We start from the raw sequence: 25,059 nt of genomic DNA, 5'->3' as shown, positions 1-25,059 counted from the left end.
GTCTTCCTCACACGTCCAGCAGAGGCTTGTGCTTGATGTGCCGGGCAAACACCGCCATGAACTGCGGATCGAGCCGCGCGCCCCAGACCGCCAGCGAATGGCCCACGATCCACAACACGATGCCCGGAATCCACAGCTGCAGGCCCAGTCCCACGGCGGCGGCCAGCGTGCCGTTGGCGATGGCCACGGTGCGCGGCGCGCCGCCCATCAGGATGGGCTCGGTCAGCGAGCGGTGCAGCGGGATCTCGAAGCCGCTGGCGAGGCTGGCCTGCTCTGCAGCGCCGCTCATACCAAGGCCCCACCGGAAAAGCTGAAGAAGCTCAGGAAGAAGGATGAGGCCGCAAAGGCGATCGACAGACCGAAGACGATCTGGATCAGCTTGCGAAAGCCCCCCGAGGTATCGCCAAAGGCCAGCGCCAAGCCGGTGGCGATGATGATGATCACCGCCACGATGCGCGCTACCGGGCCCTGGATCGAGTCCAGTATTGATTGCAGCGGCCCCTCCCAGGGCATGCTGGAGCCGGCCGCCTTGGCCGTGCCGGCCAAGCTCAGCATCACGGCAGCGGTGAGCAGGCCTTGGCGGGCGGGCTGGATCAGCCGGTGGACGCGCTGCAGGCCTGCCACGCTGGCAGACGAGAGCCGTCGAGTGAAGGATTTTGCTAGCAGATCGGAAACGGCGCGCAGGGAAAGCGAAGGGCTCATGGAAGTTCTCCAGGCAGGGTTGAGGTAGGGGAATCCGCCACGGAAGGCGAGGAGGAAAACGGCGCAAGTGGCGATGGCGCTGGCAGCTCCGGGAAGGGCGCATCGAGCGCCCCGAGGTGGTAGCCAGTGCTGTCGTGTCCGCTGACGCGGGCAATCGTTTCGATGTGGCGCTTGCGACCGCGACCGGCGATGTAGATCACCACGTTGACCGCTTCGACGATCAGCGCACGCGGCGGGTTCACCGCCACCTCCAGGATCAGCTGTTCGAGTCGCAGTAGCGCTCCGAGGGCAGACCCGGCATGGATGGTGGCGATGCCGCCGGGGTGGCCGGTGCCCCAGACCTTGACCAGGTCCAGTGCTTCGCCGCCACGTACTTCGCCCACCACCACGCGGTCAGGACGCAGCCGCATCGTGGCGCGCACCAGCTCGGCCATGGACACAGCGCCCGCGCGCGTGCGCAGCGGCACGTGGTCGCGTGCCGCGCATTGCAGCTCGATGGTGTCTTCGAGCACCAGCACCCGGTCCCCCGTGGTGGCTATCTCGGCCAGCAGCGCGTTGGCCAGCGTGGTCTTACCGGTGCTGGTGCCTCCCGCAATCAGGATGTTCAGCCGCTCGTGCACGGCCTGGCGCAGGAAACTGGCCTGCTCCGCCGTCATCATGCCGTCGGCCACGTAGCGTTCGAGCGGGATCACGCCCACGGCGCGCTTGCGCAGAGCGAAGGCAGGGCCCGGCGCAGCCGGGGGCAGAACCCCCTCGAAGCGTTCGCCCGTTTCGGGCAGCTCAGCCGTCAGCAGTGGCCGGCCCCGGTGTACCTCGGCACCGACATGGGCCGCCACCAGGCGAATGATCCGTTCGCCATCGGCAGCCGAAAGCGTGACGCCCGTCGGCGCCCGCCCGGTGGAGAGGCGGTCCAACCATAGCGAGCCATCAGGGTTGAGCAGAACTTCCACCACGTCCAGGTCTTCGAGCGCGGCCGCGATCATTGGCCCCATGGCCGTGCGCAGCATGCGGACCCGGCGATCGAGCGTGGTCCTCTCGGGGGTGGGTGGTGCGGCCGTCATGCCTTCGGCCCTTCGTCGGCTTGCCCGGAATCCACTGGTTCGGCTGCCATGCCTGCCGCTTCATCCAGTTGCCGGTTCAGTCCCTGTTCCTGCGGGTGAAGCTCCTCGATCACATCGCGCACCAGACTGCGGCCACGCAGCAGGTGGCGGCCCAGTTGCTCGACGAACTGCTCGAAGCGGGCCTTACCCTGCGCGCGGGCCGCCTCCTGGTGTCCCTCGGGCACCGGTGTGCTGACGGTCAGGTAGTAGCGGATGAAAAGTGCCAGCGTCTCGATCTCGATGTTTTGGTCGCGCTCCAGCCGCTCGAACTGGCGCGAGAGCCGGTCCAGCCGCTTGGCGATGGCGGCCTCGCGCTGGTCGCCCGAATCCGGCGACAGCCAAGAGGCCAGTGCCGCCGCTACGATGGACGACTTGGACATGCCCTTCTTGGCGGCCACCTCTTCCAGGCGTCGCGCATGCTCGGGCGGAATGAACAGGTTCAGGCGGTACTGGCTCATAACGTGATTCCGTCGTCGGGGTCGAGTGCGGCCAGGCGCGCCGTGCGCTGCATGGCCGGATCGAGCTGGCGGGGAACGGGCAGGGGCGCGTCGTCGTCATCAAGCAGCGCCAAGTCATTGGTCAGTGCGTCGAGCGTTGAGCTGGGCATTGCAATCTCCGTCAGCTCTGGCTGCAGGCGGGGACCGCCTTCGTCGGCGTCCATGCCGGCCATGAAGGCTGGGTTGGATGAAGTAGGGACTGCCGGCACAGCCAGCTCGCCCCAGTCATCCACCCGCACCGGTGGCGCATCGGGGTAGGAGCCTGCATTCAGGACGGGTGGTGGCAACACGCGGCGCTTGAAGTTCGCGTCGGCGTAGTAGCGCAGCTTGCGCGCCTTGACCGGTGGCGTGCTGGAGACCATCACCACCGCTTCGTCGGGCGGCAACTGCATCACCTCGCCAGGGGTCAGTAGTGGGCGCGCCGTCTCCTGGCGCGATACCATCAAATGCCCGAGCCAGGGCGCCAGTCTGTGGCCGGCGTAGTTGCGCTGGGCGCGCAGCTCAGTAGCGGTGCCCAGCGTCTCGCTGATCCGCTTGGCCGTGCGTTCGTCGTTGGTGGCGAAGGTCACGCGTACGTGACAGTTGTCCAGGATCGAATGGTTCTGGCCGTAGGCTTTGTCGATCTGGTTCAGGCTCTGAGCGATCAGGAAGCTGCGGATGCCATAGCCCGCCATGAAGGCCAGCGCGGTCTCGAAGAAGTCAAGCCGACCCAGCGCCGGAAACTCGTCCAGCATCAGCAACAGCTTGTGCCGCCGCGCGATGCCGTCCGAGCTATCCAGCGACTCGGTCAGCCGCCGCCCCACCTGATTCAGGATCAACCGGATCAGCGGCTTGGTGCGGCTGATGTCCGACGGCGGCACCACCAGGTACAGCGAAACCGGGTGCTCAGTCGAGATCAGATCGGCAATTCGCCAGTCACAACGCGACGTAACCTCGGCTACCGTCGGGTCGCGATACAGGCCCAGGAAGCTCATCGCGGTGGAGAGCACACCTGAACGCTCGTTCTCGCTCTTATTGAGCACCTCACGGGCGGCCGAGGCGACGACCGGGTGCGGGCCACTGCCTTGCTCGCGCGTCAGATGCGGTGTCGTCATCATCCGGTGCAGCGTTACCTCGAAAGGGCAGGCCGGGTCGGACAGGAAGTTGGCCACGCCGCGCAGCGTCTTGTCCTCGCACGCATAGAGCACGTGCAGGATGGCGCCGACCAGAAGGGCGTGCGAGGTCTTCTCCCAGTGGTTGCGCCGCTCCAGTGCGCCCTCGGGGTCCACAAGGATGTCGGCAATGTTCTGCACGTCGCGTACCTCGTGCACGCCACGGCGCACCTCCAGCAGCGGGTTGTAAGCGGCCGAGCGCACATCGGTGGGGTTGAACAGCAGGCAGTGCGAGAAGCGGGTGCGCCATCCCGCCGTCACTTGCCAGTTCTCACCCTTGATGTCATGGATGACCGCAGAGCCGTGCCACGACAGCAGCGTCGGAACCACCAGGCCCACTCCCTTTCCTGAGCGAGTTGGTGCAAAAGCCAGCACGTGTTCGGGGCCGTCGTGACGCAGGTACTGCTCGCCATGCTGGCCAAGGAACACGCCGGAAGCTCGGTTCAGTCCGGCCCGGCGAACATCGTCTCTCGTTGCCCAACGGGCCGTGCCATAGGTGGTGACCAGCCGAGACTGCCGGGAACGCCACACCGACATGCCGACCGCCACCCCCACAGAAGCCAGACTGCTGCCGCCTGCGATGGCACCGCCCACGTCGAAGACATCCGGCGCGTAGGCGTCGAAGAGGAACCACCACTCAAACAGACGCCAGGGGTGATACATCGGTATGCCGAAGGACTCAAACCACGGTGCGCCCAAGCGCGCCTGGTGGCCCAGCGCTGCTGCAGTCCATTGGGTCGCGCTCCACACGCCGACCAAGACCACGCCGAGCACCGCCGCGATCTGCCCGTAGAGAACACCCTGATGGCTTGCGCCCTGAACCTGCACCTTGACTTCCCTTTCTGTGGCCCTCCATGCGGGGCCATGCGCGCGGCACAAAGGCGTGCCGCACGCATTAGGATGAAAGCGGTCTATCGGTGGGTCAAAGTCCCAAATCGGCAGGCTTGCCGCCTGGTCCGCATCAATGCCTGTAGAGGCATGCTGTAGTTTGCTGGCGCAACCTATGGCGAAGCGCTGCGCAGTGAGCCAAAGATCGAATCGATCAACACTGCTCGTGGCGGCAAGCGCAGATTCAGAACTTTGGCGATTCCTTGGGCGGGTTGTAGGGCACCTTGCCGCTCCCAAAAAACCGCCTCTGGGTGGCATCAGCCACGCGATCGCACAGCTCTTCGCCCAGCTTTGCGCGCTCTGTCTTGCATTGTTCGCGCAACTGCTTCAAGCGGTCGGGGTCGTTTGCCAGCGACTCCACCGTTTCGGTGGGCTGCGATTTGCCGCATGCGGACAGCAGCAGTGCGGCCGAAACCGCACCGACAGCAGCGACCCATCTGAAACACATTTTCATTTGCTACCCCCTGGTGATGTGTCCAGAGCTTCGTCCGCCGCGCGACCTGGCGCATCGAAAAGGGCTCTTTCCACGAAACGTTGCAAGACCTCTGCCGGCTCACCAATGCGCCGGATCAGATAGGTGGTCAGCACTGGCGTGCGCCCGGCCAACGGCCGCGTAACGATCTCGGGATGGTGGCTGGTCGAAACGTGGGCTTCTGTCGTGAAGCCCAGCCCGTAACCGGCGGCCACCAGCGTCACCATCAGGTCGTGGCTGGCCACTTGTTCGGCCACGATGGGCTCAAGGTCGGTGGCGCGAAGCATGCGGGCCAACTGGGGACTACTACCCTCACAGCCATCGTGGGAGCAGAGAACCAGTGGGTAGCGAAGCACCTCATCAAGTGGCAGCTTCTTGTGGATCAGCAAGGGATGGCGTGAAGGCACAGCGACCACCATCGGGTCGTTCCACGCCGGTACAGCAAACAGCACCTCGCCGACCTCCGATGACTGGGCGAATCCCGCATCGTACAAATCGGATTCGAGCCCCTTGATCTGTTGCGCCACTGGAACCTCGTAAAGCCGTATCTCCGTATCCGGCTCCTCCTCTCTGCAACGTGACAGGAGAGCCGTGAGATGGGCCTGTGTAATGCTGCCTGACAGGGCAATGCGCAATTGCCTTTGGTAGCCTGCAGATACAGCACGCACACTCTCGCGCGCCTGGCTCAGCGCGGCGAACACGCGTGGCACGTGCTCCATGAACACCTGGCCTGCGCGGGTCAGGCGCGTGCTGCGCGTGTTGCGGTCGAAGAGACGGATCCCCAGCTCTTCTTCCAGCTCCTTGATCGCCCTCGAAAGTGGCGATTGCTCGATGTGAAGCTTCTCAGCAGCTCTAGCGAAGTGCAGTTCCTGCGCGACAGCCAAGAAGCACCGAAGGTGCCTCAGGTCCATTGTTTCCCCTGAATGTTCTCATCTTTGTCTCAAGTCACTGTTGTTCTTAGATTGTGGCGACCAGTTCCGGCACAGCCGTGAACAGATCGGCTTCGAGGCCGTAGTCGGCCACCGAGAAGATCGGGGCCTCGGGGTCCTTGTTGATCGCCACGATCACCTTGGAATCCTTCATGCCCGCCAGGTGCTGGATCGCGCCCGAGATGCCGGCCGCGATGTACAGCTGCGGCGCCACGATCTTGCCGGTCTGGCCCACTTGCAGGTCGTTGGGCGCGTAGCCCGCGTCCACCGCCGCGCGGCTGGCGCCGATGGCCGCACCCAGCTTGTCGGCCAGCGGGGTCATGACTTCGTTGAACTTCTCGCTGCTGCCCAGCGCACGGCCACCGCTGACGATGATCTTGGCGGTCGTCAGTTCGGGGCGGTCGTTCTTGGCGATCTCGCTGCCCAGGTAGGCGCTCTTGCCGCTGGCGGCGGCGGCAGCCACGGTGTCCACCGCGGCACTGCCACCCTGGCCCGCGGCGTCGAAGCCGGTGGCGCGCACCGTGATGACCTTGGTGGCGTCGCTGCTCTGCACGGTGGCGATCGCGTTGCCGGCGTAAATCGGGCGCTCGAAGGTGTCGGCGCTGATCACCTTGCTGATTTCGCTGATCTGCGCGACGTCCAGCCTGGCGGCCACGCGAGGTGCAACGTTCTTGCCGCCGGCGGTGGCGGGGAACAGGATGTGGCTGTAGGAACTGGCGATGGCCAGCACCTGGGCAGCGACGTTTTCGGCCAGGCCGTGGGCGAAGCCGTCGGCGTCGGCAAGGATGACTTTGCTGACGCCCTGAATGTCTGCAGCGATCTTGGCTACTGAATGAGCTTGGTGTCCTGCTACAAGGACATGTACCTCCCCATTTCCGAAGAAACTAATCTCTGCTGCAGCTTTGATGGTGTTGAGTGTGGGACTCTTTAACGAGGTGTTGTCGTGTTCGGCAACTACAAGTATTGTCATCATTGAATAATGGCTTAAGTTGTTGGGGCTTGATCACATGCCCGCGTAGTTCGGCCCACCACCGCCCTCGGGTGTGACCCAGACGATGTTCTGCGTCGGGTCCTTGATGTCGCAGGTCTTGCAGTGCACGCAGTTCTGCGCGTTGATCACCAGCTGGTCCGCGCCGTCCTTGTTGACGAACTCGTACACCCCGGCCGGGCAGTAGCGACTCTCGGGTCCGGCGTACTTCGCCAGGTTGATCTTCACCGGTACGCCCGCGTCCTTGAGCGTCAGATGTGCCGGCTGCTGCTCTTCGTGGTTGGTGTTGGAGACGAACACGCTGGAGAGGCGGTCGAAGCTGATCACACCGTCCGGTTTCGGGTAGGTGATCTGTGGCATCTCGGCCGCCGGGCGCAGTTTGGTGTGGTCTTTGGTCGTGTTGTGCAGCGTCCAGGGTGGCACGCTCACGCCCACCTTGGGCAGGAACCAGTGCTCCACGCCGGTCATGAGCTTGCCCATGAGCGGGCTCTTCTTGAACCAGTTCTTGAAGTTGCGGTAGGTCCAGAGCTCTTCGTGCAGCCAGCTGGCCTTGAATCCGGTCTCGAACGCGGTCAGCTCGTCGCTGCTGCGGCCAGCGGCCACGGCTTCAAAGGCTGCTTCGGCACACAACAGGCCGCTCTTGATGGCCGCGTGGCTGCCCTTGATGCGCGCGGCATTGAGGAAACCCGCATCACAACCCACCAGCGCACCACCCGGGAACACCGTCCTGGGCAGGGCCTGCGGCGTGCCATTGTTCAGCGCCCGCGCGCCGTAGCCCAGGCGCTTGCCGCCTTCGATGTGCGCCTTGATGCTCGGGTGGGTCTTCCAGCGCTGCATCTCCTCGAACGGGCTCAGCCAGGGGTTCTGGTAGTCCAGTCCGATGACGTAACCCAGCGTGACCTTGTTGCCTTCGAGGTGGTAGAGGAAACCACCGCCGAAGGTGTCGTCGCCCAGCGGCCAGCCGGCGGTGTGCACCACCAGACCCGGCTTGGCCTTGTCGGCCGGCACTTCCCACAGTTCCTTGATGCCGATGGCGAAGGTCTGCGCGTCCTTGCCTTCATCGAGCTTGAACTTGGCAATCAGCTGCTTGCCCAGGTGGCCACGCGCGCCTTCGGCGAATACGGTGTACTTGGCGTGCAGCTCCATGCCGATCTGGAAGCTGTCCATGGGCTCACCGTTCTTTCCCACGCCCTGGTTGCCGGTGGCGACCCCTTTGACGGAACCATCGTCGTTGTAAAGCACTTCAGCGGCACTGAACCCGGGGAAGATCTCCACGCCCAGGGCTTCGGCCTGTTCACCGAGCCATTTGGTGACGGCACCCAGGCTGATGACGTAGCAGCCGTGGTTGTCGAAGTTGCGCGGCATCAGCCAGTCGGGCGTGCGCTGGGCACCGGTTTCGCTCAGCACCAGCAGGTCGTCGCCGGTCACGGGCTGGTTCAGCGGGGCGCCGAGTTCTTTCCAGTTCGGGAACAGTTCGGTGATGGCTTTCGGGTCCATGACCGCACCGCTGAGGATGTGGGCGCCCGGCTCTGAGCCTTTCTCCAGCACACAGACGTTGCACTCGCTGCCCTTCTCGGCGGCGAGCTGTTTCAGGCGGATGGCGGTGGCCAGGCCGGCGGGGCCGCCGCCGACCACGACGACGTCGTATTCCATCGCTTCGCGCGGGCCGTAGCGGCTCAAGATGTCTTGGGGGCTCATGCTTTGGTCTGGTTGAAGATTCAAATGACCTTCGCTTCGTTCTTCAGCTTGTCCACTAGGGCAGCCACGTCTGGAACCTTGATCCCCGCGCCACGCTTGGCGGGCGCGGCGACATTCAGGGTCTTCAGGCGCGGGGCCACATCGACGCCCAGATCGGCCGGCTTGATCGTTTCCAGCGGCTTCTTCTTGGCCTTCATGATGTTGGGCAGCGTCACGTAGCGCGGCTCGTTCAGGCGCAGGTCGGTGGTCACCACCGCCGGCAGGCTCACTTCCAGGGTTTCGAGGCCGCCGTCGATTTCGCGCGTGACCTGGGCTTTGTCGCCAGCCACTTCGACCTTGCTGGCGAAGGTGGCCTGGGGCAGGTCGGCCAACGCAGCCAGCATTTGGCCGGTCTGGTTGCAGTCGTCGTCGATGGCCTGCTTGCCCAGGATCACGAGGCCGGGCTGTTCCTTGTCGATCAGAGCCTTGAGCAGCTTAGCCACGGCCAGCGGCTGCAGTTCTTCATTGGACTCGACCAGGATGCCGCGGTCGGCACCGATGGCCATGGCGGTGCGCAGCGTCTCCTGGCATTTGGACACGCCGCACGAGACGGTGACGATCTCCGTTGCCGCGCCTTTCTCCTTGAGCCGAACGGCCTCTTCGACGGCAATCTCGTCGAAGGGGTTCATGCTCATCTTGACACTGGCGATGTCCACGCCGCTGCCATCGCTCTTGACGCGGACCTTGACGTTGTAGTCAACCACCCGCTTGACGGGAACCAGGATTTTCATCGGAGGGCCTCCTTTCAGGATCATTCAGAGTTGATCGTCCGCCAGGGCCAGCGTGCTGGCGGCGCCGCCCGTGACGATGTCGCGCAACATCGGCACCTGCACCAGGACATGCGCCGCGTAGTGGCTGGCCGTGGCACGCTTAGTGCCGAGAAAGCTCGCATCGCCCGATCTCGCCGCGAGTTGCGCAGTGGCGGCTTCGGCCATGCGCGCCGACAGCCAGCCGCCGATCACCGTGCCCGCCAGCCGCAAGAAGGGCACGGCGCCCGCCGCGCACTGCGCGGGTTGGTCGTCGTGGGCCAGCAGCCAATCGGCCGCTTCCCCCAGCGCATGTGCCGAAGCCGCTAACACGCTTCCGATCCGCGCCAGCGCGGCATCCGGCATCTCGGCCAACCGCCGCGCATCGCCGTCGATGCGGCCCAGCAGCGCCTTCAGCGTGCGCCCGCCCTCGCGCGCCAGCTTGCGGCCTATCAGGTCGTTGGCCTGGATGCCCGTCGTGCCTTCGTAGATGGTCGTGATGCGCGCGTCGCGCAAGTGCTGTGAGGCGCCGGTTTCCTCGATGTAGCCCATGCCGCCATGCACCTGCACACCATCGGACGTGATGCCCTGTGCGCTGTCGGTGCACCAGCCCTTGACCACCGGGATCAGCAGGCCGACCAGGGCCAGCGCCTGCTCGCGCTCTTGCGCGTCGGCGTGGCCTGCGGCTCGGTCCATCTGGCCGGCGCAGAAATAGGCCAGTGCGCGCATAGCCTCGGTGCGGGCCTTCATGTCCATCAGCATGCGCCGCACGTCTGGGTGGCCGGCAATGGTGGTGCTGCCGCTGAGCAGTGGCTTGCCCTGCACCCGCTCCAGCGCGTAGGCGCGTGCGCGCTGGTATGCGCGCTCGGCGATGCCCACGCCTTCGAGGCCGACGTTCAGCCGCGCATGGTTCATCATCGTGAACATGCAGGCCAGCCCCTGGTTCGGCTCGCCGACCAGGTAGCCGATCGCGCCCCCGCGGTCGCCAAAGCTCATCGACGCCGTGGGGCTGCCGTGGATGCCCATCTTGTGTTCGATGGAGGTGCAGGCCAGGTCGTTGTGTTCGCCCAGAGAGCCGTCGTCGTTGACCAGGTACTTCGGGCACAGGAACAGCGAGATGCCTTTCACGCCTGGCGGTGCATCGGGCAGGCGCGCGAGCACGAGGTGGACGATGTTCTCGGCCATGTCGTGCTCGCCCCAGGTGATGAAGATCTTGTTTCCGCTGACGCGGTATTGGTCGCCTTCGGGCACGGCGCGGCTGCGCAGCGCGGCCAAGTCGGAGCCTGCCTGGGGTTCGGTGAGGTTCATGGTGCCGGTCCAGCGGCCCGCGACCATGGGCTCCAGGAAGCGGCGCTTGAGCGCGTCGCTGCCATGGTGCGCAATGGCTTCCACCGCGCCCAGCGTGAGCATCTGGCACAGGCTGAACGCGAGGTTGGACGACTTCCACATCTCCAGCACGGCTGTGGACACCAGCGTGGGCAGGCCCTGGCCGCCCCATTTTGTGGCAGCGGGCATGCCGTTCCAGCCGTTCTCGCAGAAGCTGGCCCAGGCTTCGCGAAAGCCATCGGCTGGCGTGACCTGGCCGTCGTGCCAGCGCGCGCCCTGCACGTCGCCGGTGCGGTTCAGCGGGCCGAGCACGCCGGTGGCGTAGTGGGCAGCCTCCTGCAAGATGGCCTCGACCAGGTCGGGCGTGGTTTCTTCATGGCCGGGCTGGGCACAGATCGCATCCAGGCCTCCGACTTCCTTTATCGTGAACAGCATGTCGCGCAAGGGCGCGGCGTAGGTAGACATTGATTACTCCTCTTTGTGGGTTCAACCCGTCAGCCCCATAAGGCATACATCCATGTATGACCCTACCCACCAGGACAAGGCCCGGTCGATCAACCGCTTCAGGGCGGCTGAATTCCTCAGGCGGCTTACGAAGCAATTACTTGGTATGACAAGATTTCTAGAAGCCGTTGAAGCGTGCGAAGTTGTCGACCGGCTCACGCTCGGTGCGCACGTGGTTCACCACGGCCGCGGGGTCGGCATAGCCCAGTGCCATGCCGCACAGCACCATCTGCCTGTCTGGGATTTGCAGGGCTTCTGCCAGAAGGCGCGGGTAAAGGGCCCAAGCCATCTGCGAACAGGTATCCAGGCCTCGTGCGCGGGCCGCCAGCATGATGTTCTGCAAGAACATCCCGTAGTCCACCCAACTGCTCTGCACCATGCGCCGGTCTAAGGTGAAGATCAAACCGACCGGCGCATCGAAGAAGGTAAAGTTGCGTGCATGTTGGGTGCGCATGGCATCCGTCTCTCCCTTGGAGATTCCGACCGCGGCATAGAGAGCAAAACCGCATCGGCGCCGCCTGGTTAGGTAGGGCTCGAAGAACTCGGCCGGGTAGATGTCGTATTCGGACTGGTGCTCTCCCTCTTCATGGTGAAAGGCGTGCAGTACACGGTCGCACAAGCGCTTCCTCGCTTCGCCCGCCACAGCAATAACCTGCCACGGCTGGGTGTTGGTGCCACTGGGCGCGCTGGCTGCCACCGACAGAATCTGGGCTACCGCTTCTTGCGGCACGGGGGTCGGCAGAAAGGCGCGCACGGAACGACGTTCGCGGATCACCGCATCAATCAGCATGTCGCGCAAAGGCGCTGCGCAGACAGACATTCACTCTCTCCTGGTTGCTGAGCTATTCTGGTAAGCACACCGACATGCCGTTGCCGAAGAAGCATTCGTGCGAATACATCGATGCCGAACGTCCATGGGGCGTCTCCTGGGTGTACTAACAAGCGGTATTCTGGGCACTCGGCCCATACGCGTCTTGCCCGCCAGTGCATGGCGAGTTGACTTTGTATGCACAAGGCAAAACCCGGCTGACAGCGGTTGGACGTTCGCATGAAAGGGTGGCGAGCGGCCACGCGATGCATCATGAGTAGCGCTTTGCTGGCTGCATCCCGAGTCGAACTTGTTCGGTGTAGGCTTGGGGTCATTCCATCGCCAAACCATGCCATGACTTTGGTAGTGCATAGCTTCTGCTAAGCGCAAGATGATCGGGGGCATAGCGACGTTTCATCGGTTTGCGGGCAGCTTTATTGGTGTAATATCGGATTCAGCGCAAGCTATCGTTGCTCCCTTTAACTATGTTGAAACCCGTCGTCACGGTTCCTGTTTTCGCCGTGCGTGGCCTGCTCGACGGCGCGCGCAGCAAAGGACTGGCCACCGAGTCCTGGCTGGATGGCGTTCTGGCGCAGGCCCGCATCGCCGAGTCGCTGCTGCATCTGGAGCAGTCGCGTGTGACCATGGAGCAATACATCGCACTCTTCAGTGCTGTGAAGGACAGCTTGGACGACGAATGCCTAGGCTATCTACACGGTCGGCCGTTGCGCTGCGGCAGCTTTGCGCTGATGGCTCGCTCTACGCTCGGGGCCAAGACGCTGGCAGCCGCCTTGCAGCGCTTGAGCGCATCCTTCACCCTGCTGCAGGACGACCTGTCGCTTGTGCCCGTCTCTGATGGCTTGCTCAAGGGTGCTGCGCTGGACGTGCGCCGCGCTGCGGGCGAACATTCCGACTTCCTGCAAGGGCTGCTGTTGCGCGTCTTCTGGCGTCTGCTGGTATGGCTACACGGCGGTCGGCTGGTGCCCAGAGGGCTCGATTTCGCCTTCGAGACACCGCCGTGTGCTGCAGACTATGCCCAAATCTTCTCAGGCACGTTGCGGTTCGGGCAGGCGCGGTCGGCGATCTGGTTCGAGGCATCCGCATTCGCGCAGCCGATGCGCCGTGACACCGCCGCGCTCCAGACCTTTTTGCGCGCCGCACCGGGCAACCTGATCGGCCCGCGCCTGATTGAGCGGACGGCTAGCGCGCGGGTGCGCGCGCTATTGCAGCAAGCGAACCCGGAGTGGCCCGATCTGACTATCGCCGCGCAGCGCTTGCACATGTCGGTAAGCGCACTGCAGAGGCATCTGGCCGTGGAGGGTAAGTCATTTCAGGTGCTGAAGGACGAGTTACGGCGCGACATGGCGATCATTCGGTTGACCAGCACCGATGCCGCGCTGAGCGCCATCGCCGCCGAGTTGGGGTTCGCGGACAGCACTGCCTTCCAGCGGGCCTTCAAGTCATGGACCGGCAGCACGCCAGGTGTCTATCGTTCCCGCACCCAAAAGACGTAGCGCTGCTTCGACGCGGTCGCACTCAAAGCGAAGAGCACAGATGCCCGCCATCCACTGGTACGCAGGCGCCGGTCATCCACGACCCGGCCTCGGTCGCGAACAGCAGGAACAGACCGTTGAGCTCCTCCGGCTTACCCAGGCGGCGCATCGGGATGCGCTTGATAAGCGCCTTGCCATGGTCGGTATCCCACATGGCATCGGTCATCTCGGTGTCGATGTAGCCCGGTTCGATGGCATTGACGCGAATGCCGTGGCGCGCCCATTCGAGTGCCAGGCTCTTAGTCATGTGCACGACTGCAGCCTTGGACGTGGCATACAGCATGGCGCCCAGCATCACGCGCTCGCCCAGGATCGATGCGATGTTGATGACTGAGCCTCCCCGCCCCGCATCCACCCAGCGCTGTGCGGCACGCGCGGCCACCAGCCACACGCCGCGCACGTTGGTCTCCATCAGCGAGTCGAAGTCGGACGCAGACAGCGTGAGCGACAAGGCGTCGTTGGAAGCCCCGGCGTTGTTAACCACCACGTCGAGGATGGTGCCCGAGGCGTCTATCTCGGCGAAGGCGTCGTCGATGGATTGCTCGGAAGCCACATCCATTTCCAGCACCGTGACCTGAGGCGAGCCGAGCTTTTCGAGCTCTTGGGCGAGCTTGTCGAGCCGCGCCTTGCGCCGCGCCCCAATCACCACCTTAGCCTTGCAACCAGCAGCCAGCCGGGCGAAGTTCTCGCCCAGGCCCGACGAGGCCCCCGTGACCAGCACCCGCTTGCCTGCCAGCATTGCACCCAGATCCATCATCGTCTCCTTGCATCTTCAGTTCGCCGTCGATGCCGGGAGGTTAGCGCAGGGCCGCTCGGCTGCGGGGTTGCCTCGCCCCCCCCCATCCGTCGAAAGAGGCGCCTTGTCAGTTGATCGAGACCATCCGTCATTGCCGCGCCAAGCACCGCTGCCTACGATTGCCTGTATGCCTTGGGCACCCTGAGCGCCGCACGAATGCACGCCACGGTGTCGACGCTCCGGTCCCGATGGACTGCGGCGTCCGGGGCAGATTCAGGAGACGACAAGTGCTGCAACAGTCACCCATGGAATGGTCCATCGACCGTGCGCCCATTGAGGGCAGGATAGATGCGACGGAAGCGATTCTCAAGGACTCCTTCCAGCGCTGGAGTCTTTCCTCCTCGGCGAAGGCAGCTGCATTCCGGGCGAAGTTGCGGCGGCACGAATTCGCCGGGGCCTCCTTGGTATGCACCGTGACCGGTCCTTGCGTCGCCCAGTCTCCTCCTGGGCATTCGCCATTCGACAATGAGTTCTGCCTGGGGCTGCAGCTGAACCTGGGCGGTCGAGTGCAGCTGCAGCATTGGGACACGCCAATCTGCGAGGGCGACATGTTCCTTTGGCGTACCGATCAGCGGCAAGACTATGAGGTGCTGGAACGAACCCACAGCGTGTCGTTGATGATTCCCTGGAAGCTCATGCGCGAGCATCTACCGGGCCGCAAGCAGCCGCCCGCAGCCTGCCGCATTGACAGCCACACAGGCGTAGGCTCACTGCTGAGCCAACACCTGATGGGGTTGGCCAAGGAGATCGGCGCCGTGCCGCCCTCCGCACACGTCGCCCTATGCCGCATGGTGATCGGGCTTCTGGACATTGCGCTGCCAGAGCCGGAGAGCACCACTCGATTCACGACCATGGCCGCGTTGCGCGAACGAGCACTGGCCTACATCGCCCAGCATTTTCAAGAGGATGACCTGAGTCCGGCACGCATCGCCGCGGCGCACGGCATTTCACTGCGTTACCTTCATGCGCTGTTTGCGCAGGGCGATACCACGGTGGTCGGCCACATCCTGGAAAGCCGATTGCAAGCGTGCTGGCGGTCACTCGTCGACCCGGCCTGCCGGCACCTGCAGGTCTCGGCGATCGCGTTTCACTGGGGCTTCAATTCAACCAGCCACTTCTGTCGCGCGTTCAAACAACGCTTTGGGGTGTCGCCCAGCGATGCACGCGACATGACTGCTCACGGCTCCGTCATTGCTATGGTCGAGTCGGCCGGGTTTTCCCTTGCACACGCAAAGTCAACTTGCCATGCACTGGCGGGCAAGACGCGCACGGGCTAAATGCCGACCATATGCCCTAGACAGACTGAGAACGCAGAGATTCGACGCTTCGCTACCCCTTGTGGGTGTGCGGGCATGACCCCGGGGCCACATTGCTGGCCAAGTTTTCAAACCTTCACCGTACCAACTTTCTGAGGAGCGCTTCCATGCTGCCGCAACTGCACCGCCAACCCTGGATGGACAGCGACATCGAGACCTTTCGCGACCAGGTTCGCCGCTACATCGCCGCCGAAATGGCGCCGAAGCTGCCTGGCTGGCGCGAGCAGGGCTACATCCCGCGCGAAACCTGGCGGCCCTTCGGCGAAATGGGCTTTCTGCTGCCCGAAATGCCCGAGACTTACGGCGGCGCCAGTGCCAGCCTCGCCTACCAACTGGTGGTGCAGGACGAGCTGACCAAGGCCGAAATGCCCAACAATGTCACGGTGCACAGCATCGCCTCGCACTACATCATGGACTTCGGCACCGAGGCACAGAAGCAGCGCTGGCTGCCCAAGCTGAACAACGGCGAGATGCTGGGCGGCATCGCGATGACCGAGCCAAGCTGCGGCACGGATCTCAAGGCCATCGCCACCCGCGCGCGTCGCGATGGCGACCACTACGTGATCGACGGCGCCAAGACCTTCATCACTAATGGCTTCACCTGCAACCTGCTGATCGTGGTTGCGCGCACCGGCGAAGCGGGGAGCCGGGGCTTGTCGCTGATCGTGGTGGAGACCGAAGACCTGCCCGGGTTTCGCGTGGGCCGCCTACTCGAAAAGATCGGCATGCCGGCGTCGGACACGGCCGAACTCTTCTTCGACGAGGTGCGTGTGCCGGTTGACCAGTTGTTGGGGGGCGTCGAAGGCCATGGATTCAAGCAGTTGATGAGCCAACTGCCCTACGAGCGCATGTCCATCGCGGTGCCAGCGGCGGCCGTCATCGACCGGGCCCTGGAGCTGACCATCGAATACACAAAGGAGCGCAAGATCTTCGGCGCGCCGTTGTTCGACATGCAGACCACGCGCCACAAGCTGGCCGAGCTGGCCACCATCGCCCACGTGGTGCGCACCTTCGTCAACGACTGCACGCAGCGGCTGCTGGACGGAACGCTTGACGACGAGGTTGCGTACATGGCTAAGTGGTGGTGCACAGAACAGCAGTGCCGTGTGACCGACGAATGCCTGCAGTTGTTCGGCGGCTATGGCTTCATGGCCGAGTACCCGATCGCGCGCATGTACGCCGCCTCGCGCGTGCAGAAGATCTACGGCGGCGCGAACGAGGTCATGAAGGAACTGATCGCGAGGAAGCTGTGAACGCGCCGCACACGCTGCGGACGCCGCTAAACGGCATCCGTGTGGTGGAGTTCGAGGGCCTCGGGCCGGGCCCGCTGGCCGCCATGATGCTGGCCGACATGGGCGCCGAGGTGATCGCGCTGACACGGGCCGAGCAGGCTGCTGGGGCGCAGCGGCTGGGCGGAGCGGCGAAGAATCCGCTGCACCGCGGCAAGACGGTCGAGGTCATCGACCTGAAGTCGGCCGACGGCAAGGCGCGCGCCCTGGCACTGATCGCCCAGGCCGACGCCCTGATCGAGGGCTATCGCCCAGGTGTGATGGAGCGGCTGGGCTTCGGTCCCGCCGAATGCGCGGCGCGCAACCCCCGGTTGGTCTACGGCCGGATGACGGGCTGGGGCCAGGACGGCCCGCTCGCCCAGGCCGCCGGTCATGACCTGAACTATGTCGCGTTGACGGGCTTGCTGTCGCTGTCTGCGCGGAGGGGGCAGGCGCCCATCGTGCCGCCCTCGGTACTCGGGGACGCGGCGGGGGCGCTGGGCCTTGCCTTTGGCGTCGCCTGCGCGTTGGTCGATGCGCGCGCCACCGGCCAAGGCAGGGTCGTGGACGCGGCCATAGTCGACATCGTGGCCACGCTGGGCACGCTGGTGCACTGGATTCGCGCCAATGGGCAGATCGATGGCGCGCAGCCGAGTCCGTTTCACGATTCGCCATTCTATGACGTGTATGCCTGCGCCGACGGCGGCTTCATCAGCCTCGCGGCGGTAGAGCCCGCATTCCACGCACTGCTGCTGTCAAAGCTGGGCCTGACGGACGTCAACCCTGCCGAGCAGTACGAAACGGCGAAGTGGCCAGCGCTGAAGGAGCGCATCGTGGCCCTCATCCGCAGCAGGCCCCGGGCGCACTGGTGCGAATTGCTCGAAGGCAGCGACGCCTGCTTTGCGCCTGTGCTCAGCTTGGCCGAGGCAGTTCGGCATCCGCACAACGCGGCAAGGGGCATCTACCAATCCACCCCCTCCGGCGCCATCGAAGCGGCTCCGGCCCCGCGATTCCAGGCTCTCAACGCAACCACTCAGGAGACAAAGAAATGACAGCTACCACCCAGCTCGTTCGCGGATGCCCGTCCACCACGGGTAACGAGCGCCAGCTCAACACCACGACGCTGATCCGGCACGCCGCGCGCACCCACGGGGACCAGGAGATCGTCTACCGCACACCCGATGGCGGCTGGGATCGCTACACCTATGCCGAGTGCTACGCGCGCGTCTGCCGCAGCGCCAATGCACTGCGCGCACTCGGCGTCGAGCCGGGCGACCGGGTCGGCATCCTAGACTGGAATAGTCGGCGCCACTTCGAGCTGTACTGGTCCATCCCCGGCCTGGGCGCGGTCATGCTGCAGATGAACCTGCGCTTGGGCGCTGAGGACTTGGGCTATGTGGTCGGCCACAGCAAGGTGTCTTACGTATGCGTGGACGAGTCCTTGCTGCCGATCGCCGAATCCGTTGCAGCGAACTCCCCCCAGATCAAGGGCTGGATCGTCATGACCGACAAGCCGCTGGATCAGATCAAGACCACGCTGAAACCGCTGCTGCACTACGAAGACCTGCTGGCCGCTGCCGACACGAAGATCGACTGGCCCGAGATTGACGAAACCTCGGCCTACAGCGCCTGCTATACCACCGGCACCACAGGCAAGCCCAAGGGCGTGTACTACTCGCACCGCGGCATCTACTTGCACTCCACGGCTATGGCCACTAATTTGGGCATGACGCTGGACGACTGCGTCATGCTCATCACGCCCATGTTCCACGGGCAGTGCTGGGGCCTGCCACAGGCCGCCACGCTGCTGGCCGACAAGATAGTGCTGCCGGGCCGCTACGCTGCCGAAGACACCAGGCCGCTGGTTGACGCCATGATCGCCGAGGGTGTGACCATCGCCAATGGCGCGCCGGCCATCTTCCAACCGATGCTGCAGTACATCGAGACGATGCCGGTCAAGCCGGACTTTGGCCGCATGCGCATGCTGTCTGGCGCCTCCGAGCCGCCGCTGTCGATGATGATCGGTTTCTACGACCTCACGGGTGCTGAGGTGGTGCACGCCTACGGCGCCACCGAAGCCACGACGCTGGTGACCGTCAACCGTCTCAAGCCCACGTTGAGTAACCGCTTGACCCAGGACGAGCGGTGGAATCTCAAGCGCAAGCAGGGCCTGGTCCTGACCGGCGTGGACATCCGCATCCTCAATGCCAACGACCAGGACCTGCCGCACGACGGCCAGTCGGCCGGAGAGATTTGCCTGCGCGGCCCCTGGATCACGACCAGCTACCACGACATGCCCGATTCCGGCGATCGCTTCCTGGAGGGCGGGTGGTGGCGCTCGGGCGATGTCGGCACGGTGGACGAGAACGGCTACCTCAAGGTCACTGACCGCATCAAGGACGTGATCAAGAGCGGCGGCGAATGGATTTCTTCCATCGACATGGAAAACCTGCTCATGGGCCACTCCGCCGTGCGTGATGCCGCGGTGGTCGGCATTCCTCATGCGAAGTGGCAGGAAAGGCCGCTGGCCCTGGTGGTGCTGAAGCCCGGCCAGCAGGCAACCCAGGAACAACTGCAGGAACACCTGACCAGCGCCTTCGCCAAGTGGCAGTTGCCCGATCAGGTCCTGTTCGTCGAAGCCATCCCCAAGACCAGCGTCGGCAAGCTCGACAAGAAGCGCATACGCGCCGAGCATGCGGGCCGCTACGCAGAGTGAGCCACCCTTTTACTACAGGAAAACAACATGAATGACCATGAACCCGTCATCGTCGGTGCTCTGCGCACCCCCGTGGGCAAGCGCGGAGGGCGCCTGCAGAAATGGCACCCCGTCGATCTGCTGGGCGAGACGCTACGCCAACTGGTCGAGCGCTCCGGCGTCAACCCCGCAGATCTGGACGATGTGATCGTTGGCTGCGTGCTGCAGTGGGATCAGCAGCACGGCAACCTGGGACGTCATGCCGTATTGGCAGCGGGACTGCCCGAATCCGTCCCGGCTGTGACGGTTGACCGGCAATGCGGCTCCGGCCAGCAAGCGGTCAGCTTTGCCGTGCACGGCATCCAGGCTGGTGCCTACCAACTGGTTATCGGTGCCGGGGTGGAGTCAATGTCGCGGGCTCCCATGCCGCCTTCGTTCAAGCCCGGCGCGCCGCTGGGCTCGCAATACAGCCCGCGCGAACTGGCGCGCTACCAGGACAACCCGCTGCTGCCGCAAGGCGTCTCATCGGAGTTGATGAACAAGCGCTTCGGCCTCACGCGCGAGGCCTTGGACGCTTTCGCCGTGCGCAGCCATCGGCGCGCCATCGCGGCATCGCAGGCTGGCCGCGTCCAAGACCAACTGGTGCGGCTGAACGAGGACCCGGCCGACCCGGACAGCCCGATCGTCACCGCCGATGAGGGCATGCGCGCGGACCCCAACCCCGAAAAGATGGCCACGCTCAAGCCCGTGTTTGCCGCAGACGGCGCCACCACGGCCGCCAACTCGTCGCAGATCAGCGATGGCGCCGCTGCGCTGCTGATCGCCAGCCGCGCCTACGCCAAACAGCATGGCTTGGCGCCGCGTGCGCGCTTCGTCAGCACTGCCGTGGCGGCAGCCGACCCCGTCATCCAGTTCACTGCTGTTCTCGATGCCACCCGCAAGGCGCTGAAGGAAGCGGGGCTGACCCTGGCCGACATTGACCTGTTTGAAGTCAACGAGGCCTTTGGCGGCGTGCCGCTGATGTTCCAGCAGGAATTCCGCATTCCGGACGATCGCCTCAACGTCAACGGCGGCTCGGTGGCGATCGGCCATCCGCTGGGTTCCACCGGCGCGCGCATGCTCACCGACCTGCTGTGCGAGCTGGAGCGCCGGGGCGGCCGCTATGGCCTGCAAACCATCTGCGAGGCCTCGGGCACGGCCAACACAACCATCATCGAGCGGCTGGCATGAGCGGGGCCAACATGCGCGAATCCAGCGAAGTGCTCGTCAGCCGCGAGGGCGCCATCGTCACGTTGACCATCAACCGCCCCCGTGCGAAGAACAGCTTGAACCGCGCGGTATTCGATGGCCTGCGCGCACAGCTTGCGCACCTGCGCGACGACGATGCTGTGCGAGCGGTCGTCATCACCGGTGCCGAGGGCGTGTTTTGCGCAGGAGTTGACATCACGGCGTTCGAGGTGCTGCGCGCCGCGCCACTGCTGGGTGATCGCGGACCGACGGGCTGGGACTTCTTTTCGGAACTGGGGAGATTTCCTAAGCCCGTCATTGCGGCGGTCGAAAAGGTCGCGCTGGGCGGCGGCACGGAACTGGCGCTGGCCTGCGACATCGTGATCGCCGGCGAGTCCGCCAAGTTCGGCGTGCCGGAAGTCAAGCTGGGCGCCATTCCCGGCGCCGGTGGCACCCAGCGCCTGATCCATGCCATCGGTAAGTCCAAGGCGATGGCCCTACTGCTGACCGGCGATTTCATCGACGCTCGCAAAGCCTGCGACGTCGGCATCGTCGCCGAAGTGACGGCCGACGGCCAGGCCCTGCCGACGGCGTTGGCGATGGCCAGCCGGATTGCGGCCAATTCGCCACTGGCCGTGGTTCTGGCGAAAGACGCGGCCTTGGCCAGCTTTGAAACTCCGCTCGCGCAGGGCCTGGAGCATGAGAAGCGCAATTTCTTCGTCGTTTTGCGTTCGGCCGACAACCTGGAAGGGCAAGCGGCATTCTTGGGCAAGCGTGCTCCCAATTTCACTGGCCAATAACGCCTGTCTGTCCTCTATCAAGGAAAAGCCATGAAACTGAATTCCGACATTTCTGCCGTCATCACCGGGGGGGCTTCCGGTCTGGGAGCTGCCACGGCCCGACTCTTGGCGAGCCACGGCGTCAAAGTCGCCATCTTCGACATGAACGAAGCCGTCGGCCAGGCGTTGGCAAGCGAGCTTGGCGGCGTTTACTGCAATGTGGACGTGATGTCCGAGGAGCAGGTGGACGCAGCCTTCGCCAAGGCCCGCGCCGCGATCGGGCAGGAACGCATTCTGGTCAACTGCGCCGGCACTGCCGATGCCGTCAAGACTGTCAGCCGCGACAAGAAAACCGGCGAAATCCGCCCATGCGCGGCAGATCGTTTCAATCGCATCATTCAGATCAACCTGGTCGGCACCTTCCGCTGCATCGCCAAGTCAGCTGCGGGTATGTTGACGCTCGCGCCGCTGGCCGATGGCGACCGCGGCGCCATCGTCAACACCGCTTCGGCCGCCGCGCAGGACGGCCAGGTCGGCCAGGCCAGCTATGCGGCTAGCAAGGCAGCAATCGTGGGTATGACCCTTCCAATCGCGCGCGACATGATGGACGAAGGAATTCGGATCAACACCATCATGCCGGGGATCTTCGGTACACCGTTGCTGTTGAGCCTGCCGGACAACGTCAAACAGGCGCTGGCGGCTAGCGTGCCCTTTCCCAAGCGGTTGGGTGACCCCGATGAATTCGCGCAGGCCGTCGAGTTTCTCGTTACTTGCGGCTACATGAACGCCGAGTCCATTCGTGTGGATGGCGCCATTCGGATGGCGCCGCGCTGACGTATCAATTTACCTGACCCATCCAACCACAACAGGAGACATCATGCAGAAAAGACAATTCATCACCATGCTTTCCGGCACCATGCTGGCGGGCGTTTCTGGTCTGACCCGCGCGCAGGGCGCGGGCACCCCAGGTGTGACAGACAGCGAAATCAAGATCGGCTCAACCCTCCCGCTTAGCGGCCCGGCCGCAGGCTATGGCGCCGTCGGCAAGGCCATGTCTGCATGGTTTGATCTGGTAAACGCTGAGGGTGGCGTGAATGGGCGCAAGCTCAAGCTGGTGCTGGCCGACGATGGCTACAGCCCACCGAAATCCCTGGAGCAAGTGCGCCGCCTGGTGGAGCGTGAGCAGGTGGCTTTCATTGCGGGTCAGATAGGCTCGTCCACCGGGCTGGCGGCGCGCAGCTATCTCAACAACGCCAAAGTACCGCAGCTCTTTGTTACGTCCGGTGCCGCCACGTGGTTGGACGATGCGGCCAAGTTCCCATGGAGCATGGGCTGGCTGCCCCTGTACACGGACGAAGGGCGCATTCTGGCTAGGCACATCCTGCGGACGCGGCCGAACGCGAAGATCGCCATGTTCTACCAGAACGACGATGCCGGCAAGGATGTTCTGCGCGGCTTGAAGGAGGTTCTGGCCGCCGGCGGAAAGCCGCTAGTGCGCGAAGAATCGCACGAGGTGTCCGATCCGACGGTGGACTCGCAGATCGTCTCCATGCAGGCCTCGGGCGCGGACGTTCTGGTGGCGTGGGGTTCGCCCAAAGCCACCCTCCAGTCGCTGCGCAAGGCCCATGACATCGGCTGGCGGCCGACGATCTACATCAACCCGAGTGCGTCTTCGGTGCCCATGGTGCTGACACCGGTGGGGCTGGACAAGGTCAAGGGCGTCATGAGCGCCGCGTTCCTCAAGGATCCGGGCGATCCGACCTGGAAGGACGACTCCGGGCTCCAGGCCTGGCATGCTTTCATGGACAAATACAACAAAGGCGCAGCAAAGGAGTACCTTGCCGTGCTCGGTGCTTGTATTGGACAAACGGTGGTGCAGTTGCTCAAGCAGTGTGGCAAAGACCTCTCGCGCGAAAACATCATGCGGCAGTCGCTCAGACTGGACATGGAGTTGCCCATGATGTTGCCGGGCCTGCGCATCAAGACCAGCGACGCCCGCCCTCACCCTATACCGGACATGCGCATCCAGCAGTTCGACGGTACGAGTTGGAAGGTGATGTCGTCCTGACGAGGCGAGCGCAGCGATGAACCCCATTCTTTCCGTACGCGATCTGACGATCCGCTTTGGCGGCGTCGTTGCGCTGGACGCCTTCTCGATGGACATACCCGAGGGCAGCATCTTCGGCCTGATCGGGCCGAACGGGGCCGGCAAGACGACCTGCTTCAACTGCATTAGCGGCCTGTACCGGCCCACGCGCGGCAGCGTGCGCTTCGGAGGCACCGAACTGACGCGCCTGCCGCGCCACGGCGTCGCCCGGCTGGGCCTCAGCCGCACCTTCCAGAACGTGGCGCTCTACCCGTCGCTCCCGGTACGCGAGAACGTGATGGTGGGCGCGCACGCGCGGCTGCCTGTTTCCATGCTGGGTGCCGCGCTGCGCTCGCCCGCCGTCCGCGCGGCCGAGGAGGAGATCGCGCACTCGGCCGACGCGGCGCTGGCCGCGCTGCGGCTGTCCGCTTATGCGGACCGGGGCGTGGCCGAACTGCCGGTGGGCATCCAGCACCGCGTGGAAATCGCACGTGCGCTGGTGACGCGGCCCAAGCTGCTGCTGCTCGACGAACCCGCCGCTGGCCTCACCGCTGGCGAGGTGGACGAGTTGCGTGAGGTGCTGCTGCGCCTGCATGAGGAAATGAAGCTGACCATGGTGGTCGTGGAGCACAACATGCGCTTCGTGATGAAGACCTGCTCCGACCTCGCGGTGTTGAGTTTTGGTCGCAAGCTCGCCCAGGGCTCGCCCGAGGATATCGCCAACGACGCCGCCGTGATCGACGCCTATCTGGGAGGTGTTCTGTGACCCAACGACTTGAAATCCGCGGCCTTGCGGTGGCCTACGGCCGAACGGTGGTGGTGCATGGCATCGATCTGCACGTTCAGGCAGGCGAGATGGTGGCGCTGCTCGGCGCCAACGGCGCGGGCAAGACCTCCATCCTGCGCGCGATCAGCCACCAGCAGGTGACGGCCACGGGCACATTGCGCTTCGAGGGCCGGGACATCATCGACATGCCCGCGCCCGCGATCGCCTCGCTGGGCATCGCGCACGTACCGGAAGGTCGCGGCACCTTCGCGGATCTGACGGTGCTGGAGAATCTGCGCGTGGGTGCAATCCACCGCCGCGACAAGGACTGCATCGAGCAGGACATCGCCCGGATGCAGACGCTGTTTCCCAAGCTGGCCAGCCGCGCCAAGCAGACGGCGGGCACGCTCAGCGGCGGCGAGCAGCAGATGCTGGCCATCGCCCGCGCGCTGATGATGCGCCCCAAGATGCTGCTGCTGGACGAGCCTTCGTTCGGCATCGCTCCGCGCGTGACGCAGGAAATCTACGAACTCCTGCATCAGTTGCGGGAAAGCGAGCATCTCACGGCGCTCATCGTGGAGCAGAACGCCCAAGTCGCGCTTAACTTGGTCAACAGGGCCTATGTGCTCGAAAGCGGGCGCATTACTGCGCAAGGCACCGCTGCCGAACTGCGCGAAGACGATGCTGTTCGCCGCAGCTACCTCGGCCACTAGTCCACCAGAGAT

Annotated in this window: 24 protein-coding genes; 11 read left to right on the top strand and 13 right to left on the bottom strand. The window is 64.5% G+C overall.

The features are described from left to right. Nucleotides 1–7 precede the first annotated feature (7 nt). The 12 genes from LPB072_RS15455 to LPB072_RS15400 all read right to left on the bottom strand — a co-directional run bounded on the left by LPB072_RS15455 (nucleotide 8) and on the right by LPB072_RS15400 (nucleotide 11,830). The gene (locus LPB072_RS15455) at nucleotides 8–289 is read right to left on the bottom strand and encodes a VirB3 family type IV secretion system protein (protein ID WP_066084106.1); all 282 of its coding nucleotides are present in this window, start codon (nucleotides 287–289) and stop codon (nucleotides 8–10) included. After that, nucleotides 286–702 (bottom strand): TrbC/VirB2 family protein, encoded by a 417-nt coding sequence (locus LPB072_RS15450; RefSeq protein WP_066084109.1) that lies wholly within the window; start codon nucleotides 700–702, stop codon nucleotides 286–288. The genes LPB072_RS15455 and LPB072_RS15450 overlap by 4 nt, the downstream gene beginning before the upstream one ends. Then, nucleotides 699–1,763, bottom strand: a complete 1,065-nt coding sequence (gene trbB / locus LPB072_RS15445) for a P-type conjugative transfer ATPase TrbB (RefSeq protein WP_066084114.1) — start codon at nucleotides 1,761–1,763, stop codon at nucleotides 699–701. The genes LPB072_RS15450 and trbB overlap by 4 nt, the downstream gene beginning before the upstream one ends. After that, entirely contained in the window at nucleotides 1,760–2,260 is a 501-nt protein-coding gene (locus LPB072_RS15440; RefSeq protein WP_066084119.1) for a CopG family transcriptional regulator, read from the bottom strand. Before LPB072_RS15440 ends, trbB begins: the two co-directional genes overlap by 4 nt. Further along, nucleotides 2,257–4,278, bottom strand: a complete 2,022-nt coding sequence (locus tag LPB072_RS15435) for a conjugal transfer protein TraG (protein ID WP_066084879.1) — start codon at nucleotides 4,276–4,278, stop codon at nucleotides 2,257–2,259. The genes LPB072_RS15440 and LPB072_RS15435 overlap by 4 nt, the downstream gene beginning before the upstream one ends. Before the next feature lie 244 nt (nucleotides 4,279–4,522). Next, the gene (locus tag LPB072_RS15430; RefSeq protein ID WP_066084122.1) at nucleotides 4,523–4,786 is read right to left on the bottom strand and encodes an EexN family lipoprotein; all 264 of its coding nucleotides are present in this window, start codon (nucleotides 4,784–4,786) and stop codon (nucleotides 4,523–4,525) included. A gap of 2 nt (nucleotides 4,787–4,788) precedes the next feature. Further along, nucleotides 4,789–5,721: a LysR family transcriptional regulator gene (locus LPB072_RS15425; RefSeq protein WP_066084125.1), complete on the bottom strand. Its 933-nt coding sequence runs from the start codon at nucleotides 5,719–5,721 to the stop codon at nucleotides 4,789–4,791. Between the two features lie 46 nt (nucleotides 5,722–5,767). Then, nucleotides 5,768–6,709: an electron transfer flavoprotein subunit alpha/FixB family protein gene (locus LPB072_RS15420; protein ID WP_066084127.1), complete on the bottom strand. Its 942-nt coding sequence runs from the start codon at nucleotides 6,707–6,709 to the stop codon at nucleotides 5,768–5,770. A 33-nt stretch (nucleotides 6,710–6,742) separates the two neighbouring features. Beyond that, nucleotides 6,743–8,425: an electron transfer flavoprotein-ubiquinone oxidoreductase gene (locus LPB072_RS15415; protein ID WP_066084129.1), complete on the bottom strand. Its 1,683-nt coding sequence runs from the start codon at nucleotides 8,423–8,425 to the stop codon at nucleotides 6,743–6,745. Nucleotides 8,426–8,445: 20 nt separating this feature from the next. Beyond that, on the bottom strand, nucleotides 8,446–9,195 hold the full coding sequence (locus tag LPB072_RS15410) for an electron transfer flavoprotein subunit beta/FixA family protein (RefSeq protein WP_066084132.1): 750 nt from the start codon (nucleotides 9,193–9,195) through the stop codon (nucleotides 8,446–8,448). A 24-nt stretch (nucleotides 9,196–9,219) separates the two neighbouring features. Then, nucleotides 9,220–11,001: an acyl-CoA dehydrogenase gene (locus LPB072_RS15405; RefSeq protein WP_066084133.1), complete on the bottom strand. Its 1,782-nt coding sequence runs from the start codon at nucleotides 10,999–11,001 to the stop codon at nucleotides 9,220–9,222. Nucleotides 11,002–11,158: 157 nt separating this feature from the next. Continuing rightward, on the bottom strand, nucleotides 11,159–11,830 hold the full coding sequence (locus tag LPB072_RS15400; protein ID WP_231943557.1) for a nitroreductase: 672 nt from the start codon (nucleotides 11,828–11,830) through the stop codon (nucleotides 11,159–11,161). A gap of 503 nt (nucleotides 11,831–12,333) precedes the next feature. Between LPB072_RS15400 and LPB072_RS15395 the strand changes: the two genes are divergently transcribed. After that, entirely contained in the window at nucleotides 12,334–13,362 is a 1,029-nt protein-coding gene (locus tag LPB072_RS15395) for an AraC family transcriptional regulator (RefSeq protein WP_066084138.1), read from the top strand. A gap of 22 nt (nucleotides 13,363–13,384) precedes the next feature. Here the strand turns inward: LPB072_RS15395 and LPB072_RS15390 are convergent, their stop codons facing one another. Next, entirely contained in the window at nucleotides 13,385–14,155 is a 771-nt protein-coding gene (locus tag LPB072_RS15390; RefSeq protein WP_066084880.1) for an SDR family NAD(P)-dependent oxidoreductase, read from the bottom strand. 287 nt (nucleotides 14,156–14,442) lie between these two features. On the opposite strand from LPB072_RS15390, the gene LPB072_RS15385 reads away from it, so the two are divergent. From LPB072_RS15385 to LPB072_RS15340, 10 genes are all read left to right on the top strand, one after another. Beyond that, nucleotides 14,443–15,474, top strand: coding sequence for a helix-turn-helix domain-containing protein (locus LPB072_RS15385; protein ID WP_066084141.1), 1,032 nt, complete (start codon nucleotides 14,443–14,445; stop codon nucleotides 15,472–15,474). 146 nt (nucleotides 15,475–15,620) lie between these two features. Beyond that, a complete protein-coding gene (locus LPB072_RS15380) occupies nucleotides 15,621–16,766 on the top strand; it encodes an acyl-CoA dehydrogenase family protein (RefSeq protein ID WP_066084883.1) in 1,146 nt (381 codons plus the stop codon). Further along, nucleotides 16,763–17,833: a CaiB/BaiF CoA transferase family protein gene (locus tag LPB072_RS15375; protein WP_066084145.1), complete on the top strand. Its 1,071-nt coding sequence runs from the start codon at nucleotides 16,763–16,765 to the stop codon at nucleotides 17,831–17,833. The genes LPB072_RS15380 and LPB072_RS15375 overlap by 4 nt, the downstream gene beginning before the upstream one ends. Continuing rightward, a complete protein-coding gene (locus LPB072_RS15370) occupies nucleotides 17,830–19,497 on the top strand; it encodes a long-chain-fatty-acid--CoA ligase (protein WP_066084147.1) in 1,668 nt (555 codons plus the stop codon). Before LPB072_RS15375 ends, LPB072_RS15370 begins: the two co-directional genes overlap by 4 nt. A 27-nt stretch (nucleotides 19,498–19,524) precedes the next feature. Beyond that, the gene (locus LPB072_RS15365) at nucleotides 19,525–20,706 is read left to right on the top strand and encodes a thiolase family protein (protein WP_066084151.1); all 1,182 of its coding nucleotides are present in this window, start codon (nucleotides 19,525–19,527) and stop codon (nucleotides 20,704–20,706) included. Next, on the top strand, nucleotides 20,703–21,503 hold the full coding sequence (locus LPB072_RS15360; protein ID WP_066084154.1) for an enoyl-CoA hydratase/isomerase family protein: 801 nt from the start codon (nucleotides 20,703–20,705) through the stop codon (nucleotides 21,501–21,503). Before LPB072_RS15365 ends, LPB072_RS15360 begins: the two co-directional genes overlap by 4 nt. 30 nt (nucleotides 21,504–21,533) lie before the next feature. After that, entirely contained in the window at nucleotides 21,534–22,316 is a 783-nt protein-coding gene (locus LPB072_RS15355; protein ID WP_066084156.1) for an SDR family NAD(P)-dependent oxidoreductase, read from the top strand. A gap of 43 nt (nucleotides 22,317–22,359) precedes the next feature. After that, nucleotides 22,360–23,550 (top strand): ABC transporter substrate-binding protein, encoded by a 1,191-nt coding sequence (locus tag LPB072_RS15350; RefSeq protein ID WP_066084159.1) that lies wholly within the window; start codon nucleotides 22,360–22,362, stop codon nucleotides 23,548–23,550. A gap of 16 nt (nucleotides 23,551–23,566) precedes the next feature. Continuing rightward, the gene (locus LPB072_RS15345) at nucleotides 23,567–24,334 is read left to right on the top strand and encodes an ABC transporter ATP-binding protein (RefSeq protein ID WP_066084162.1); all 768 of its coding nucleotides are present in this window, start codon (nucleotides 23,567–23,569) and stop codon (nucleotides 24,332–24,334) included. Next, complete coding sequence (locus LPB072_RS15340) at nucleotides 24,331–25,047, top strand: ABC transporter ATP-binding protein (RefSeq protein ID WP_066084167.1); 717 nt, start codon at nucleotides 24,331–24,333, stop codon at nucleotides 25,045–25,047. Before LPB072_RS15345 ends, LPB072_RS15340 begins: the two co-directional genes overlap by 4 nt. Nucleotides 25,048–25,059 lie beyond the last annotated feature (12 nt).

It is taken from the genome of Hydrogenophaga crassostreae (assembly GCF_001761385.1).
Taxonomy (GTDB): Bacteria; Pseudomonadota; Gammaproteobacteria; order Burkholderiales; family Burkholderiaceae_C; genus Hydrogenophaga; species Hydrogenophaga crassostreae.
Note: the sequence above shows the minus strand (reverse complement) of the source record. Positions and strands in the feature narration are given on the sequence as shown.